At 63.5% G+C, this 14,025-nt stretch carries 16 protein-coding genes; 12 read left to right on the forward strand and 4 right to left on the reverse strand.

All coding sequences use genetic code 11. The annotated features are described in order from the left end of the window. Positions 1–74: 74 nt before the first annotated feature. The 3 genes from ABWP22_RS05940 to ABWP22_RS05950 all read left to right on the forward strand — a co-directional run bounded on the left by ABWP22_RS05940 (position 75) and on the right by ABWP22_RS05950 (position 3,978). Positions 75–1,922 carry a ribonucleoside-diphosphate reductase subunit alpha gene (locus tag ABWP22_RS05940; RefSeq protein WP_502951094.1) on the forward strand — a complete coding sequence of 616 codons (1,848 nt, stop codon included), beginning with the start codon at positions 75–77 and terminating at the stop codon, positions 1,920–1,922. 184 nt (positions 1,923–2,106) lie between these two features. Further along, complete coding sequence (locus tag ABWP22_RS05945) at positions 2,107–3,159, forward strand: ribonucleotide-diphosphate reductase subunit beta (protein ID WP_353199039.1); 1,053 nt, start codon at positions 2,107–2,109, stop codon at positions 3,157–3,159. Between the two features lie 30 nt (positions 3,160–3,189). After that, the gene (locus ABWP22_RS05950) at positions 3,190–3,978 is read left to right on the forward strand and encodes a hypothetical protein (protein ID WP_353199040.1); all 789 of its coding nucleotides are present in this window, start codon (positions 3,190–3,192) and stop codon (positions 3,976–3,978) included. 115 nt (positions 3,979–4,093) lie between these two features. Here the strand turns inward: ABWP22_RS05950 and ABWP22_RS05955 are convergent, their stop codons facing one another. After that, positions 4,094–4,384 carry a type II toxin-antitoxin system RelE/ParE family toxin gene (locus ABWP22_RS05955; RefSeq protein WP_353199041.1) on the reverse strand — a complete coding sequence of 97 codons (291 nt, stop codon included), beginning with the start codon at positions 4,382–4,384 and terminating at the stop codon, positions 4,094–4,096. Then, positions 4,371–4,616: a ribbon-helix-helix domain-containing protein gene (locus ABWP22_RS05960; protein ID WP_353199042.1), complete on the reverse strand. Its 246-nt coding sequence runs from the start codon at positions 4,614–4,616 to the stop codon at positions 4,371–4,373. The genes ABWP22_RS05955 and ABWP22_RS05960 overlap by 14 nt, the downstream gene beginning before the upstream one ends. A gap of 138 nt (positions 4,617–4,754) precedes the next feature. Here ABWP22_RS05960 and ABWP22_RS05965 point away from each other — a divergent pair, with 138 nt between their 5' ends. Continuing rightward, entirely contained in the window at positions 4,755–5,012 is a 258-nt protein-coding gene (locus ABWP22_RS05965; protein WP_353199043.1) for a type II toxin-antitoxin system CcdA family antitoxin, read from the forward strand. Continuing rightward, positions 5,012–5,311 (forward strand): CcdB family protein, encoded by a 300-nt coding sequence (locus tag ABWP22_RS05970; RefSeq protein WP_353199044.1) that lies wholly within the window; start codon positions 5,012–5,014, stop codon positions 5,309–5,311. The genes ABWP22_RS05965 and ABWP22_RS05970 overlap by 1 nt, the downstream gene beginning before the upstream one ends. An 11-nt stretch (positions 5,312–5,322) precedes the next feature. On the opposite strand, the gene ABWP22_RS05975 is transcribed toward ABWP22_RS05970, so the two are convergent. Further along, a complete protein-coding gene (locus tag ABWP22_RS05975; protein ID WP_353199045.1) occupies positions 5,323–6,003 on the reverse strand; it encodes a S24 family peptidase in 681 nt (226 codons plus the stop codon). Positions 6,004–6,156: 153 nt separating this feature from the next. On the opposite strand from ABWP22_RS05975, the gene ABWP22_RS05980 reads away from it, so the two are divergent. The 7 genes from ABWP22_RS05980 to ABWP22_RS06010 all read left to right on the forward strand — a co-directional run bounded on the left by ABWP22_RS05980 (position 6,157) and on the right by ABWP22_RS06010 (position 13,537). Next, on the forward strand, positions 6,157–6,378 hold the full coding sequence (locus ABWP22_RS05980) for a hypothetical protein (RefSeq protein WP_353199046.1): 222 nt from the start codon (positions 6,157–6,159) through the stop codon (positions 6,376–6,378). Then, the gene (locus ABWP22_RS05985) at positions 6,362–6,685 is read left to right on the forward strand and encodes a hypothetical protein (protein ID WP_353199047.1); all 324 of its coding nucleotides are present in this window, start codon (positions 6,362–6,364) and stop codon (positions 6,683–6,685) included. Before ABWP22_RS05980 ends, ABWP22_RS05985 begins: the two co-directional genes overlap by 17 nt. Before the next feature lie 223 nt (positions 6,686–6,908). Continuing rightward, on the forward strand, positions 6,909–7,943 hold the full coding sequence (locus ABWP22_RS05990) for an efflux RND transporter periplasmic adaptor subunit (RefSeq protein ID WP_353199048.1): 1,035 nt from the start codon (positions 6,909–6,911) through the stop codon (positions 7,941–7,943). Continuing rightward, on the forward strand, positions 7,940–11,014 hold the full coding sequence (locus tag ABWP22_RS05995) for an efflux RND transporter permease subunit (protein WP_353199049.1): 3,075 nt from the start codon (positions 7,940–7,942) through the stop codon (positions 11,012–11,014). Before ABWP22_RS05990 ends, ABWP22_RS05995 begins: the two co-directional genes overlap by 4 nt. A gap of 70 nt (positions 11,015–11,084) precedes the next feature. Next, a complete protein-coding gene (metZ, locus tag ABWP22_RS06000) occupies positions 11,085–12,290 on the forward strand; it encodes an O-succinylhomoserine sulfhydrylase (protein ID WP_353199050.1) in 1,206 nt (401 codons plus the stop codon). 5 nt (positions 12,291–12,295) lie between these two features. Then, complete coding sequence (gene apaG, locus ABWP22_RS06005) at positions 12,296–12,706, forward strand: Co2+/Mg2+ efflux facilitator ApaG/CorD (RefSeq protein ID WP_353199051.1); 411 nt, start codon at positions 12,296–12,298, stop codon at positions 12,704–12,706. Positions 12,707–12,709: 3 nt separating this feature from the next. Continuing rightward, positions 12,710–13,537, forward strand: coding sequence for a LysR substrate-binding domain-containing protein (locus ABWP22_RS06010; protein ID WP_353199052.1), 828 nt, complete (start codon positions 12,710–12,712; stop codon positions 13,535–13,537). Between the two features lie 9 nt (positions 13,538–13,546). Here the strand turns inward: ABWP22_RS06010 and ABWP22_RS06015 are convergent, their stop codons facing one another. After that, the gene (locus ABWP22_RS06015; RefSeq protein ID WP_353199053.1) at positions 13,547–14,011 is read right to left on the reverse strand and encodes a hypothetical protein; all 465 of its coding nucleotides are present in this window, start codon (positions 14,009–14,011) and stop codon (positions 13,547–13,549) included. Positions 14,012–14,025: the final 14 nt, after the last annotated feature.

The following is a 14,025-nucleotide window of genomic DNA, read 5'->3' on the forward strand; positions in this document are numbered from 1 at the left end:
ACATTGCCGACCGGCCGACCGACGCGCCGGCCGAGGGAACGGAAACGCTGTTCGCAGCGCTGGCCCAAGGCGCGATGGCGGCTGCGCAGGCACCAGCGCCGACGAGGCCGGGCACCAGCGAGGTGCTGCCGTGGCGCTTCCCGGTGACGGTGGATCGCAGCCGCGATGCGCTGCTCACCGATTTCGGCCGGGACACGCTGGATGATCGCTATCTGCTGCCGGGCGAATCCTATCAGGATCTGTTTGCGCGCGTGGCGGCGGCCTATGCCGATGATGCGCCGCACGCCCAGCGCCTCTATGACTACATCAGCCGGCTGTGGTTCATGCCGGCCACCCCGGTGCTATCCAATGGTGGCACCGGGCGCGGTCTGCCGATCAGCTGCTATCTGAACAGCGTGTCGGACAGCCTGGAAGGCATTGTCGGTACCTGGAACGAGAATGTCTGGCTGGCGTCGCGCGGCGGCGGCATCGGCACCTATTGGGGCAATGTGCGCGGCATCGGCGAACCGGTCGGCCTGAACGGCAAGACCAGCGGCATCATCCCGTTCGTGCGGGTGATGGACAGCCTGACGCTGGCCATTTCGCAAGGCTCGCTGCGGCGCGGTTCGGCGGCGGTCTATCTCGACATCAGCCATCCGGAAATCGAGGAGTTCCTCGAAATCCGCAAGCCGTCGGGTGATTTCAACCGCAAGGCGCTCAATCTGCATCATGGCGTGCTGCTGACCGACAAGTTCATGGCGGCGGTGCGCGATGGCACCAGTTTCGATCTGGTCAGCCCCAAGACCGGCGAGAAACGCGCCGAGGTGGATGCGCGCGCGTTGTTCACCAAGCTGGTCGAAACAAGGCTGGCGACCGGCGAGCCCTACATCATCTTCATCGATGAAGTGAACCGCACCATGCCCAAGCACCAGCGCGATCTGGGGCTGAAGGTGTCCACCTCCAACCTGTGTTCGGAAATCACCCTGCCGACCGGCAAGGATCATCTGGGCAACGATCGCACCGCGGTGTGCTGCCTGTCCTCGCTCAACATCGAGACGTGGGACCAATGGCAGGGCGATCCGCTGTTCATCGAGGATTGCATGCGCTTCCTGGATAATGTGCTGCAGGATTATATCGACCGTTCCGAACCGGCGATGCACCGCGCGGCCTATGCGGCGATGCGTGAACGCTCGGTCGGCCTGGGCGTGATGGGCCTGCACAGCTTCTTCCAGGCGCGCGGCCTGCCCTTTGAAAGCGCGCCGGCGAAAGCCTGGAACATGAAGATTTTCAAGCATATCCGCGCGCAGGTCGATCAGGCATCGATGAACCTGGCCGCTGAACGCGGGCCCTGCCCGGACGCCGCCGACATGGGCGTGATGGAGCGTTTCAGCTGCAAGATGGCGATCGCGCCGACGGCAAGCATCAGCATCATCTGCGGCGGCACCTCGGCCTGCGTGGAGCCGATTCCGGCCAATGTCTATACCCACAAGACGCTGTCGGGCTCGTTCGTCGTCAAGAACATCTATCTGGAAAAGCTGCTGATTTCCAAGGCGAAGAACAGCGATGCGGTGTGGAATAGCATGCTGGAACGCGGCGGTTCGGTGCAGCATCTGGAGTTTCTGACGCCCGAGGAGAAGGCCACCTATCGCACCGCGTTCGAGATTGATCAGCGCTGGATGCTCGAACTGGCGGCCGATCGCACGCCGTATATCGATCAGGCGCAGTCGCTCAATCTGTTCATCCCGGCCGATGTCGAGAAATGGGATCTGCTGATGCTGCATTACCGCGCCTGGGAACTGGGCATCAAATCCCTTTATTATCTGCGCTCGATGAGCGTGCAGCGCGCGGGCTTTGCCGGCGGCGTGGAGGCCGACAACACGGCCGAGGCGCCGGTGGTCACCATGGAGCGGCGCGATTATGATGAATGCCTGGCCTGCCAGTGATGGCGGCCAGCGCCTCGGGCTTGCCCTGCCATCCCGCAGGGCAATGCACCGGCCGGGTTGCTGACCGGCCGGAGGGTGAGGGGGCCGGCGCCACGACTTCCACGGCTCGTGACCCCGACCCCCTCCCAAATGCCCCCCTCCCAAATGCCAATTTTTTCAAGACCTTCTGATCAGGATTACCCCCATGTCTCTCCTCAAGGCCTCCAAGAGCTACAAGCCGTTCGAATATCCCTGGGCCTATGATTTCTGGAAGCGCCAGCAGCAGATCCACTGGATGCCGGAAGAAGTGCCGTTGGGCGAAGATTGCCGCGATTGGGCGCAGAAGCTGACCGATCACGAGCGCAACCTGCTGACGCAGATCTTCCGCTTCTTCACCCAGGCCGATGTCGAGGTGCAGGATTGCTATCACGACAAATATGGCAGCGTGTTCAAGCCGACCGAAGTCAAGATGATGCTGACGTCGTTTTCCAACATGGAAACGATCCACATCGCCGCCTACAGCCACCTGCTCGACACGATCGGGATGCCCGAAAGCGAATATAGCGCCTTCCTGAATTACAAGGAAATGCGCGACAAGCATGATTATATGGGCACGTTCGGCGTGAGCAACAACGAGGATATTGCCAAGACATTGGCGATGTTCGGCGGTTTCACCGAAGGCCTGCAATTGTTCGCCAGCTTTGCCATGCTGATGAACTTCCCGCGCTTCAACAAGATGAAGGGCATGGGGCAGATCGTGTCGTGGAGTGTGCGCGATGAATCGCTGCACTGCGAAGGCATCATCAAGCTGTTCCACGCGTTTTGCGCGGAAACCGGCGTGCTCACCAGCCGCATCCGCGACGATATCGCCGACGTCTGCCAGCGCACCGTGCGCTTGGAAGATGCCTTCATCGATCTGGCCTTCGAACAGGGCCCGGTTTCCGGCATGACGCCCAAGGATATCAAGCGCTACGTCCGCTACATCGCCGATTGGCGCCTGCAGCAGCTCGGCCTGCAACCGATCTACATGATCGAGGAACACCCGCTGCCGTGGCTGACGCCGCTGCTCAACGGCGTCGAACACGCCAATTTCTTCGAAGCGCGCTCGACCGAATATTCGAAGGCCGCGACCAAGGGCGACTGGAACGAAGTGTGGAACGCCTTCGACAGCCGCAAGGCCGCCAAGGCGATGAGCGAAACCCCAGCCGCCAACGTGGATGACCGCCAGGGCGGGCTGCTGGGGATGGCGGCGGAGTAGTTAGCTTAGGAACTCGTTGGAGGTTGTCGATTGAAGGCTTCAACAGACCATATTGCGGCGCTCATAGACGAGCGACATTCGGCCATTCGGACAAGTTTTGATCGTCTATTAGATGCTCTGGCGCAAAACGTGCCTGAAAACGTTGCCAAAGCAAATGTCGATCTACTGAAAGACCTTGAAGCGCTGGGAATGGTGGTTGCGCGCCAGGATTGGCCACAGTGGCTTTCTGATCTTGTAAGTAACTGTCGAAATTACGAAACCAATCATAGGAACGGCCTTGCTACCTGGAAAGCTCATTTACTGTCGCTAATTAATAACCGCGACGCCATGTTAAATTATCACTGGTTCGCACCCAAAGATGAGAAAATGTATATTGATATCGATCAAATCGTCGACGATGCAAGGAAAGAGTTCGCGATCGACAGTCTATTTGACAAAATAGTCGCGACATTAGAAAAAATGGTGCTATGCGAAGAACTGGATAGCGTAAAAGTACGTCATGATCTTGAACGAATTATCGGAATGTTAAATCATTCTAGATCTGGAACATTTATTTCAGAAGTTTCGACTTGGCAGTTTGCCAGGCGCTTTATTCCAAATTTGTTATCAGAATTTCTGAAGGATGCGCCAATATTGGGTCAATTTTATAAGGCGTTTGAGCAAACAGCGCAAGAGCTTGATGTAAATTTGGGCGATGCAAAGGACAAAATTGGTCAGGATATTTTAAATGCCGTTTCTGAACAGTTTAAAACCAATGTCACAGACAGTATATCATCAGATCAAATAAAAGCGCTGCCTGATTTTAGTAATATCAAGTAAGGCATAAATTATGGTTTCCCAGCGCGAATTGTTAGTGAACAATTAGGATAGAGCTAATTAGCGATACACTATAATAATTTCTCTTTCATCTTGGTCGCTTCCACGTTCCTTGGAATTAAACCCTTCCACGGGTTGCCATCCGCGCATGCAAAACGCGCGTTACCAAGATTCCGTCGGCATCGGGGCGATAGTAAATCACATGGCTTTCCGCCGAAAAGCGGCGCAGCGGTGGATTGCGGCCTGGCACTTCCGGTCCCATCAACGGGAACGCCAGCAAGGACTGTGCCGTCGCCACCAGCATCGCCGCATAGCGATCGGCGGTGGCTTGACCGAAGGTGACAAAGCCATGATCGTAAATGGCATCAAGATCGCGCCGCGTGGCGGCGGTGAGCCTAAGCCTTGGCAAGGTTGCGCGCGCGGGCTTGGGCGATGATGTCCTCTATGGTGAGGTCGCTGAGCCCGCTGGCCTCGCCTTCATCCAGCGCCGCGTGCAGGGCGGCCAGCTTCTCCACATCGTCCCGGTCGCGCGCCACCAGATCGTTCAGATAGGCCGCTTCGTCCGGCCAGGCGCCGCTGGCGACTTGGCTGGCGATCCATTCGCGCGCCGGTTCGGCGAGGCGGTTGGGCGTGTTGTCCATCGGCCGAATCTCGCCTTGTGGGCGGCAAAAGTCAATTCGCCCCCAGGGTCAGGTCTGCCAGGCTGGCGGCGGCGGCATCATTGGCAACGCGCGGCTTTCCCACTATGGTGGGCATATTCAATGCGCAAGGATGTGCCCATGGCTACCAAGCTCTCTAATGCACCCGATGTTCGGGCCACCCGTCGGCCGACCAATGTGTCGCTTGATCGCGGGCTCGTCGAAGAGGCGCGTGCCCACGGCATCAATCTTTCGCAGGCCTGCGAGCGCGGCATCGCCGAGCAAGTGGCGAAGGTGAAGGCCGAGCATTGGCTTGCAGAGAACCGTGTGGCGATTTCGGCCTATAACGAACATGTTGAACAGCATGGCTTACCGCTGGCTCGTTTCCGCCAATTCTGATGGCTCGATTTGACGTTTATGAAGGGTTTGGCGGCGGCGAGTTCCTGCTTGATTGCCAATCCAACCTGCTGGCCGACATGCAGACGCGGTTTGTAGTGCCGTTGCGACCGGTCCGAAACGCACCGCCGCCCATTCGGCGGCTCAACCCGGTATTCCAGATTGGCGGGGATGAATTCGTGATGATGACGCAGCAGGCAGCAACCATCCCCAAGCGCGAGTGCGGGCCGATCGTGGCAACGCTGGCGGCAGCGGATGCAACCATCCTCAATGCGCTGGACATGCTGATCAGCGGCTACTGACCGGCAAATCCCTATCCCAACTTCCGCCCCACCCACACGACGCGGCCGATCACGGTGATGCTGTCCGGGTCGCAATCGGGCCAGCTTGGGTAGGCTTCGTTGTCGGAACGGATGGTGATGCGCCGGGCGATGGGGTTGAGCGACAGGCGTTTGACCAGCAGGGCGTCGTCGCTGCGCAGCACATAGATGCCGTCGCGCAGGCGCAGGTGGTCGTTCGTGTCCACCAATATCTGATCACCGTGGGCGAGGGTGGGGAACATCGAATCGCCTTCGACGCCCAACACGGCGAGACCTTCGGGCGGGTTGGACGAAAGGTCGCGGATGAAGCCGGCCTGGAAGGCGATGGCGGCGGTGGGCACTTCGACGCCGGGCAGGGCGCCGGGGCCGGCCGAGGCGTTGAGCTGATATTGCGGTACCAGCACATAATCCTCTGCCGCGCGGGCAAGGCCGGGGCGGGGCAGCAGGGCGCGGCCGGGATCCGCTGGTGAGCCGCCGAGCAGATGTTCGGCGATTCCAAAATGTTGCGCCAGCAATTGGCGATCGGATTCTGACAAGCGCCGCGGCACGCCGCGCTTGATGAATTGCTGGATATAGCTGGCGTTGCGCCCAAGCCGCCGCGACAGCGAGGCATAATCCTCACCGCGCGACGTGATCAGCGCGTCCAGCCTCTGCCTGATGGCAATGCTGTCCATGACCCACGGGCCTCCTCTCCTGGCCCGATTTGGACCCTATAGCAGTAGTTTTTTTCCTAGACTAGTAGGATTTTGACTTGGATAAAGTGTCTTGTCAGCCGAATCGCGAGGGATAGGCCGGCAATTAAGCCCAATTCGAAGGGAGTTGACGACATGTGCCTTTTGCCTGTCGTGGAGCGCCATTTGCGCGCCCACGCCATCCCGGCCTCGCGTTTTGGTCGCATGGCCACCGGCGATCCGCGTTTCGTGTTTGATCTGCGTCGTGGCCGGGAACCGCGCGCCGCCACGCGCGATCGCGTGCTGGCGCATATCGCCAGCGCCAGCGCCTCGCCTGTCGCTGCAACCAGGGAGGGGCCGCATGCGACCGCATTGTGATCGCGCCCAGGCCGCCATCTTGCGCGCCGTGGCGGCCATCGCCTTGCCCCATGGGGCCCGCCTGGTGATCGAGGAACTGCGCGCGCGCGATTGGGCCAGCCTGACGCTGGCCGGCGCCCGCCACGAGCTTGATGTGCGGCTCGATGGCCCCGGCGCTGCGGCCGCACTGGCCGCCGTGGCGGCGCAATTGCCGCATGAAACCATCACCATAGCCGGGCAATTGCTGGCGGAACTGCTGGTGGAGCCGGGCAGTGCCGACGACAACGGGGTTTCGCTGACCTTGTGTGCGTTGGTGATCAACGATTGAGAGAAGCGGCCTGCGACCATTCTGAGCAATGCTCAAATATCTTGCGCCACGATGAATGAACGGGCTAGATATGAGTCGGAATCAAAAGCCGGGCAGGGCCAAACATGGCCTTGCCCGGCTCAACCGACCGGGATCGCAGGCACCGCCCATGAGCAATCGAGCATTTGCCCACCAACTTGCCCATCGGTTGGTGCCCTCCGGTAGGGCTCGTCGCCTGCCTGGCGTGATCCTGCTGTCGGTTGCGCTGGCCGCGTGCAGCAGCGAGGCGCCGCCGCCGCCCAAGGCGGCGCAGGCCCTGCCGGTGCGGCTGGCGACGGTGCGCCTGGTCAACGGCAACAGTGTGCTGCTGGTGTCGGGCACGGTGCGGCTGAAGCGCGAGACGCCGCTGTCGTTCAACACACCGGGCCGCATCGCCGCGATCCTGGTGCGCGACGGCGACCGCGTGGTGGCCGGCCAGGTGCTGGCGCGGCTTGATATCACCGCTCTGGGCGCGAACGAGGCCTCGGCGCAGGCTGAAGTGGTGCGCGCCAAATCCGATCTCACCCGGTTGGAGGATCTGTTCAAGAAGGGCTGGATCACGGCGCCGCGCGTCGAGCAGGCGCGCGCCACCATGGCTGCGGCGCAAGCGCGGCAGCGGGCCGCCGGTTTCGATGTCGGGCTGGCGGTGCTGCGCGCGCCATCGGCCGGTGTGGTGCTCAGCCGGCCGGGCGAGCCGGGGCAGATTGCCCAGCCCGGCCAGGCGGTGCTGACGTTGGGCGAGATGGGGCAGGGCTTTGTGCTGCGCGTGCCGCTCGCCGATCGGGATGCCGCGCGGGTGAAGCTGGGGCAACCGGCGACGGTGCGCATTGCTGCGCTGGGCCCGGCGCCCTTTTCGGGACAGGTGAGCGAAGTGGGCGCGCGCGGCGATGATGGCACCGGCACCTTCCGCATCGAAGTGAAATTGCCGGCCAATGCGCGGCTCGCATCCGGCCAGATCGGCGAAGCGGAACTGCTGCTGGGCGCAGCGCATGCCGGCGCGCCGTTGATCGTGCCGGCCACGGCGGTGTTTGCGGCGCGCGCCGATGAAGGCTTTGTCTATGTGCTGGAACCGGTAACGCGCCGGGTGCGGCAGCGGCAGGTGGCGCTGGGTGAGGTGGCAGAGGCCGGCGTGATCGTCACGGCGGGCCTGCAGCCGGGCGAACAGGTGGTCACCACCGGCATCGATCGGCTGCGTAATGGCCAGGTGGTGCAGATCGCCAGCCCTGTGGCGGCAAAATGAACGCAATCATCCGTTTTGCCATCGAAAAATGGCAGATCACTTTGGTGGTGTTTCTGGCGCTGGCGGCGCTGGGGCTGTCGGCGTTTTTCGCCATCCCGCGCTCGGTTGATCCGCATTTCCCGTCGCCGTTCATCAACGTCATCGCCACCGTGCCCGGCGCCGAGCCGGCAGACATGGAATCGACCATTGCCAAGCCGATCGAGGATGTCGTGCAGGGCCTGGACGGGATCGTGAAGGTGCAATCGCGATCGACCGATTCCAGCGCGGTGATCACCGCCGAATTCAGCTGGGATGGCGATCCGGAAAAGAATTACGACGAGGTGGTGCGTGAGGTGAACGCCATCCGCAACAGCCTGCCATCGGCGCTGACCCGGCTGGAATTCCAGAAGACCCGCACCACCGAAGCCGCCGTGCTGCAATTCGCCCTGGTTTCGGACACTGCCAGTTACCGGCGGCTGGAAAAGGTCGCCAAGGATCTGCGCGAGCGGCTGATCCGGGTGCCCGGCGTGCGCGGCACGCGGGTGTGGGCGCTGCCGACGCCGGAAATGCGGGTGGCGCTGGATACCGGGCGCATGGCGCAATTGGGCATACCGGTCACCGCGGTGACCGACGCGCTGCGCAGCGGCGGGCAGGATCTGCCGCCCGGCGCGGTGCAGGCTGGCGACGCGCGGCTGAATGTGCAGGCCGGCGGCGCCTATAAATCGGTGGCGGAACTGGCCGATGAACCGGTGCGCGCCCAGGGGGGCCGCATCGTGCGGGTGAAGGATATCGCCACCGTCGGCTGGGCTTACGAGGAACAACCGCATTTCGCCCGTTACAACGGCAAGCGTGCGGTGTGGGTGACGATGACCCAGAAGGACGGGCTCAATGTGCTCGACATCCGCAACAATGCGGTGAAGGCGGTCGACGCCTATCGGGCGCTGTTGCCGCCGGATGTGCAGATGGTGGTGGGATTTGATCAGAGCGACGATATCGCGCGCAAGCTCGACCAGCTCGGCCGGGATTTTGCCATCGCGCTCGGCCTGGTGCTGATCACGCTGTTGCCGCTTGGCTGGCGCGCCAGCATCGTGGTGATGGTGTCGGTGCCGCTCAGCTTGGCGATGGGCGTGGCGGTGCTCAGCTGGAGCGGTTTCACGCTGAATCAGTTGGCGATTTCCGGTTTTATCATCGCGCTCGGCCTGCTGGTGGACGACAGTATCGTGGTGACGGAAAACATTGCCCGCCACCTGCGCATGGGCAAAACGCGCGGCCAGGCCGCGGTGGATGGCACCACCCAGATTGCGGTGGCGGTGATCGGCTGCACCTTCGTGCTGCTGTTCGCGTTCCTGCCGTTGACCATGCTGCCCGAAGGCGCCGGCAAGTTCACGCGCAGCCTGCCGGTGGCGGTGCTCGGCACGGTGGCCGCTTCGCTGCTCGTATCGCTGACGATTGTGCCATTCCTGGCCAGCCGCATCCTGCCGCGTGAAGAGAAGGAGGAAGGCAACCGCTTCCTGCAATGGGTGAATGGCGGCATCCACCGTTTCTATCAGCCGGTGCTGCACTGGAGCCTCACTCATCCGTGGCGGGCGATGGCGGCGGCGACCGTATTGATCATTTCCGGATTGGGATTGGTGCCGTTCATCGGCTCCAGCCTGTTCCCGCCAGCCGAAACGCCCTATTTCCTCGTGCAGGTGACGGCGCCGGAAGGCACCGCCATTCCGGCCACCGACCGCGCCGTCGCCTATGTGGAAGCTGCGGTGAAGGATGAGCCCGCCGTGACGGGGGTGATGGCCAATGTCGGCCGCGGCAACCCGCAGATCTTTTACAACCAACGCAATTTCGACCAGCGCAGCAACATTGGCGAAGTGCTGGTGGTGCTGAACAAATGGGATGAATTTGGCGGCCCGGCGCTGGTGGAGCGGCTGCGCGCCAAGCTGGATGCCAGCCCGGATGCGCAATATGTGGTGAAGATCTTCCAGAACGGCCCGCCGATCGATTCCCCCATCCAGATCCGCATTGTCGGGCCGGAATTGCCGGTGCTGAAACGGCTGGCCGGCGAAGTGGAAGCGGTGATGCGCGGCGTGCCGGGCACGCGCGATGTGCGCAATGCCGTGGCGGTCGACCAGCCGCGCCTGAATCTGGGGCTGGACAACGACAAGGCCGCGCTGCTGGGTGTGCAGCCGGGCGCGCCGCGCCGGGCGCTGCGGCTGGCGCTGGCCGGTGAAGCGGCCGGGCGGTTCCGCGATGTGGAAGGCGACAGCTACAATGTCGTGGTGCGGCTGCCCTTGGCGGAGCGCCACAGCGTGCGGATGCTGGATGATATCTATGTGCCGGGCAGCGTCGGCCCGGTGCCGCTGCGCGAGATCGCGACACCCTATCTGGATTCGGCGCCGCCGCGCATCAATCGCGAACGCCAGAGCCGTGTGGTCTATGTCGATACCCAGGTGGCAGACGGCTATCTGACCGCCAAGGTCAACAAGGCGGTGGTCGAGGCCATCAGCCAAGTCGAACTGCCCGATGGCTATCGCTTCGACATTGGCGGCGAAGCCGAAACCGCGGCGCGCAGCTTTGGCGGGCTGGGGCCGATCATCGCGCTGGCGGTGTTCGGCATCCTGGCGGTGCTGGTGATCGAATTCGGCCGCTTCCGCGAGACGCTGGTGGTGGCCGGGGTCATCCCGCTCGGGTTGTTCGGCGGCCTGGTGGCACTGTTCCTCACCGGCAATTCGCTCAGCTATACCGCCGTCATCGGTTTCGTCGCGCTGATCGGGATCGAGATCAAGAACAGCCTGCTGCTGGTCGATTTCACGACCCAGTTGCGGGAAAGCGGCCGGGCTTTGCGCGATGCCATCGAGGAAGCCGGCGAGGTGCGCTTCCTGCCGGTGCTGTTGACCAGCGTGACGGCCATCGGCGGCCTGCTGCCGCTCGCCCTGTCCGGTTCCGGGCTTTACAGTCCGCTGGCCTGGGTGATCATCGGTGGGCTGGTGTCGTCCACCCTGCTCAGCCGTGTGGTGACGCCGGTGATGTATCTGCTGATCGTGCAGGGGGACGCCAAGCGGCCGCCGGCAACGGCTGCGGCCTTGCCGGCCGAATGAAGCTGAGCTTTCCCAAGAAAAATCCCATGCTTGATTGCACTGCAACAAAGGCCGCACTATCCCGGACACCATGAAACGAAATGCTGGCCAGAACCCTGAGATTGTGAAGACGTGGCGGCCTGCCACGCAAATGGTGCGTGGCGGCACCATGCGCACCGAAGTGGGGGAGACGTCCGAAGCCATCTTCATGACGTCGGGCTATTGCTATGACAGCGCCGAGGAGGCCGCTGCGCGCTTCCGGGGCGAACGGCCGGGCATGACCTACAGCCGTCTGCAGAACCCCACCGTGGAAATGCTGGAGCAGCGCATCGCCCTGATCGAGGGTGCCGAAGCCGCGCGCGCCACCACCACCGGGATGGCAGCGATGAGCGGCATGCTGCTTTCAACCCTGTCCGCCGGCGACCATCTGGTCGCCGGGCGCGCGCTGTTCGGATCGTGCCGCGTGCTGGTCGATACCATCCTGCCGCGCTTTGGCATCGAAACCACGACGGTCGATGCCCGCGATGTGGACGCCTGGGCGAACGCCCGCCGGCCCAACACCAAGGCGTTTTTCCTGGAAACGCCCACCAATCCCGGCCTGGATCTGTGCGACATAGGCGCGATCGCCGATATCGCCCATGATGCCGGCGCGCTGGTGATGGTCGATAATGCCTTTGCCTCGCCGATCGTGCAGCGGCCGCTGGAATTGGGCGCCGATATCGTCGCCTACAGCGCCACCAAGTTGATGGACGGGCAGGGCCGGGTGCTGGCCGGTGCGGTTGTCGGCAGCGAGAAATGGATGAACGACACCTATCTGGCGTTTGCGCGCCACACGGGCCCGAACCTGTCGCCGTTCAACGCCTGGGTGGTGCTGAAAAGCCTGGAAACGCTTGACCTGCGCGTGCGCCGTCAGTGTGACAATGCCCTGAAGGTGGCGACCTTCCTGGCGAGCCGCGTGTCGAACCTGGTCTATCCGGGCCTGGCCAGCCATCCGCAGCATGATCTGGCCCGGCGCCAGATGAAGGCGGGCGGCACCATCATCGCCATGCATCTGGACGATCGTGCGCAGGCACACGCGCTGCTCGATGCGCTGCAACTGATCGATATTTCCAACAATCTTGGCGATTCGCGCAGCTTGATGACGCATCCGGCCAGCACCACACACTATAGCGTCTCGGAAGCGGTGCGCGCGGAAATGGGCATCAGCGAGGGCATGCTGCGGCTGTCGATCGGGCTGGAAGACCCGGACGATCTGATCGACGATCTCGGCCAGGCGCTCGGCGCTGCCGGACTGTAATCGCCATGATCCGGCAGATTTTCCCGTACGCCGAAACCACTGCCGACATCACCGTGCGGGTGGCACCGCATTATCTGCCCGAACAATCCGATCCGGACCGCGGTTATCATGTGTGGGCCTATCATGTTCGGGTGGAAAATGGCGGCACGCAGGGCGTGCGGTTGTTGTCGCGACGCTGGACGATCATCGACGCGACAGGGCGCATCGAGGAAGTCGTCGGCGATGGCGTGGTCGGTGTGCAGCCGTTGATCGCGCCGGGCGGCGCCTATGATTATGTGTCGGGCTGCCCGCTCGCCACGGCATCGGGGCGGATGCACGGCCGCTATGTGATGCAGGCCGATGATGGGGAGCGCTTCATGGTCGCCATCCCGCAATTCAAGCTGGAATTGCCCGGCGCCCGCCCGGCCGTGCACTGATCGATGAAACGCACCCATCTGCCCTTGAATGCCTTGCGTGTGTTCGAGGCCGCGGCGCGCCACCTGTCGTTCACGCGCGCTGCCGATGAACTGGCGGTCACGCCGGCAGCGGTGGGCCAGCAGATCCGCGCGCTGGAGGAAACGCTGGGCGTCGTGCTGTTTCGTCGCCTGACCCGCAATCTGGAGCTGACCCCCGAAGCCGAACAGGCGCTGCCGGCGCTGCAACAGGGGTTTCTGGCCTTTGAAGAGACGGTGCGGCTGATGCAGGCCGGGCAATCCAGCCGGGTGCTCAGCCTGGCGGCACCGCGCGCGCTGGTGGCGAAATGGCTGGCACCGCGCTTGGCCGATTATGGCCGCCTGTATCCCGGGCTGCGCTTCTCGATCGTTGCCCACGATGCCGGTGAAGTCGATTTCACCCAGGCCAATCTCGATCTGGCGATCCATTATGGCGATGAGCCGCAAGCCGAAGGCATCCACGGCCGCACGCTGGGGGCCGAGCGGCGCATCACCGTCGCAGCACCGGGCGCAGGCGCCGATGCACCGTGCATCGCCCACCCGCTCGATCCCGAAACGCCCTGCGTGGCCAGCGCCTTCACCTTTGCCGATGCCGGCCTCGCCATCGATGCCGCGGCGGCCGGGTTGGGACGCACGCGGGTGCCGGCGCTGCTGGCGGCGGCTGACCTCGCCGCCGGCCGGGTGGTCATGCTGGATGCCGGCGAACCGGCCACTGGCACCTGGTGGCTGACCGCGCCGACGCCGCAATGGCGCCAGGCCAAGGTGCGCGCGCTGGTGGCGTTTCTGGCGGACGACGTACAGCCGGGCGCCGCCTGACGCCGGGATTCAGGCCCCGGCAATCACCGGCCGGCCGATCAATTCCGCCGATTCCAGCGACATGACCCGGCCCTCGCCGGTCAGCGGATCGCCCACGCTCAGCCGTTCCTGATCCAACGCCTCCAGCAGCCACCAATGGCCATCGCGGGTGAGCAGCAGCGCCGGCCGGCGGGCGGCCAGATCGCGCCCGAGCAGCGGCCAGGCCGGGGAGGGTGGGCGGCCGGCTTCCCAGACGATTTCGACCATTGTTTCCTGATCGTCATCATTGGCGTCGGTCCAGGCGCCGGCGACGGCCGCCAGCGCGGCGCGACCGACCTTGCCGCCGATGCGCGCCGCCACCTGCGCCGTCGTGAAGCGCACGCCGCGCGCCTGCCAGCAGGTCACCAGCGCGGCTGGCAGCGCATCGGCGGGCTGCGCCTTCGCGGGCAGGGCCAACGCCAGGGGCAGGACAAGCAGGAGACGGCGATCGATCATGGCCATAGCCTAGC

The sequence above is a fragment of the Sandarakinorhabdus sp. genome (genome assembly GCF_040398665.1).
GTDB lineage: Bacteria > Pseudomonadota > Alphaproteobacteria > Sphingomonadales > Sphingomonadaceae > Sandarakinorhabdus.

Excerpts from the sequence above, each read along its gene's own strand:
- ABWP22_RS05940 (WP_502951094.1), top strand. The coding sequence starts at position 75 with ATGGCGGCTGCGCAGGCACCAGCGCCGACGAGGCCGGGCACCAGCGAG.
- ABWP22_RS05970 (WP_353199044.1), top strand. The coding sequence starts at position 5,012 with ATGGCTCGATTTGACGTTTATGAAGGGTTTGGCGGCGGCGAGTTCCTG.
- ABWP22_RS06015 (WP_353199053.1), bottom strand. The coding sequence starts at position 14,011 with ATGATCGATCGCCGTCTCCTGCTTGTCCTGCCCCTGGCGTTGGCCCTG.
- ABWP22_RS05945 (WP_353199039.1), top strand. The coding sequence starts at position 2,107 with ATGTCTCTCCTCAAGGCCTCCAAGAGCTACAAGCCGTTCGAATATCCC.
- ABWP22_RS05960 (WP_353199042.1), bottom strand. The coding sequence starts at position 4,616 with ATGGACAACACGCCCAACCGCCTCGCCGAACCGGCGCGCGAATGGATC.
- ABWP22_RS05965 (WP_353199043.1), top strand. The coding sequence starts at position 4,755 with ATGGCTACCAAGCTCTCTAATGCACCCGATGTTCGGGCCACCCGTCGG.
- ABWP22_RS05995 (WP_353199049.1), top strand. The coding sequence starts at position 7,940 with ATGAACGCAATCATCCGTTTTGCCATCGAAAAATGGCAGATCACTTTG.
- ABWP22_RS05980 (WP_353199046.1), top strand. The coding sequence starts at position 6,157 with ATGTGCCTTTTGCCTGTCGTGGAGCGCCATTTGCGCGCCCACGCCATC.
- ABWP22_RS05975 (WP_353199045.1), bottom strand. The coding sequence starts at position 6,003 with ATGGACAGCATTGCCATCAGGCAGAGGCTGGACGCGCTGATCACGTCG.
- metZ (WP_353199050.1), top strand. The coding sequence starts at position 11,085 with ATGAAACGAAATGCTGGCCAGAACCCTGAGATTGTGAAGACGTGGCGG.
- ABWP22_RS05985 (WP_353199047.1), top strand. The coding sequence starts at position 6,362 with ATGCGACCGCATTGTGATCGCGCCCAGGCCGCCATCTTGCGCGCCGTG.
- ABWP22_RS06010 (WP_353199052.1), top strand. The coding sequence starts at position 12,710 with ATGAAACGCACCCATCTGCCCTTGAATGCCTTGCGTGTGTTCGAGGCC.
- apaG (WP_353199051.1), top strand. The coding sequence starts at position 12,296 with ATGATCCGGCAGATTTTCCCGTACGCCGAAACCACTGCCGACATCACC.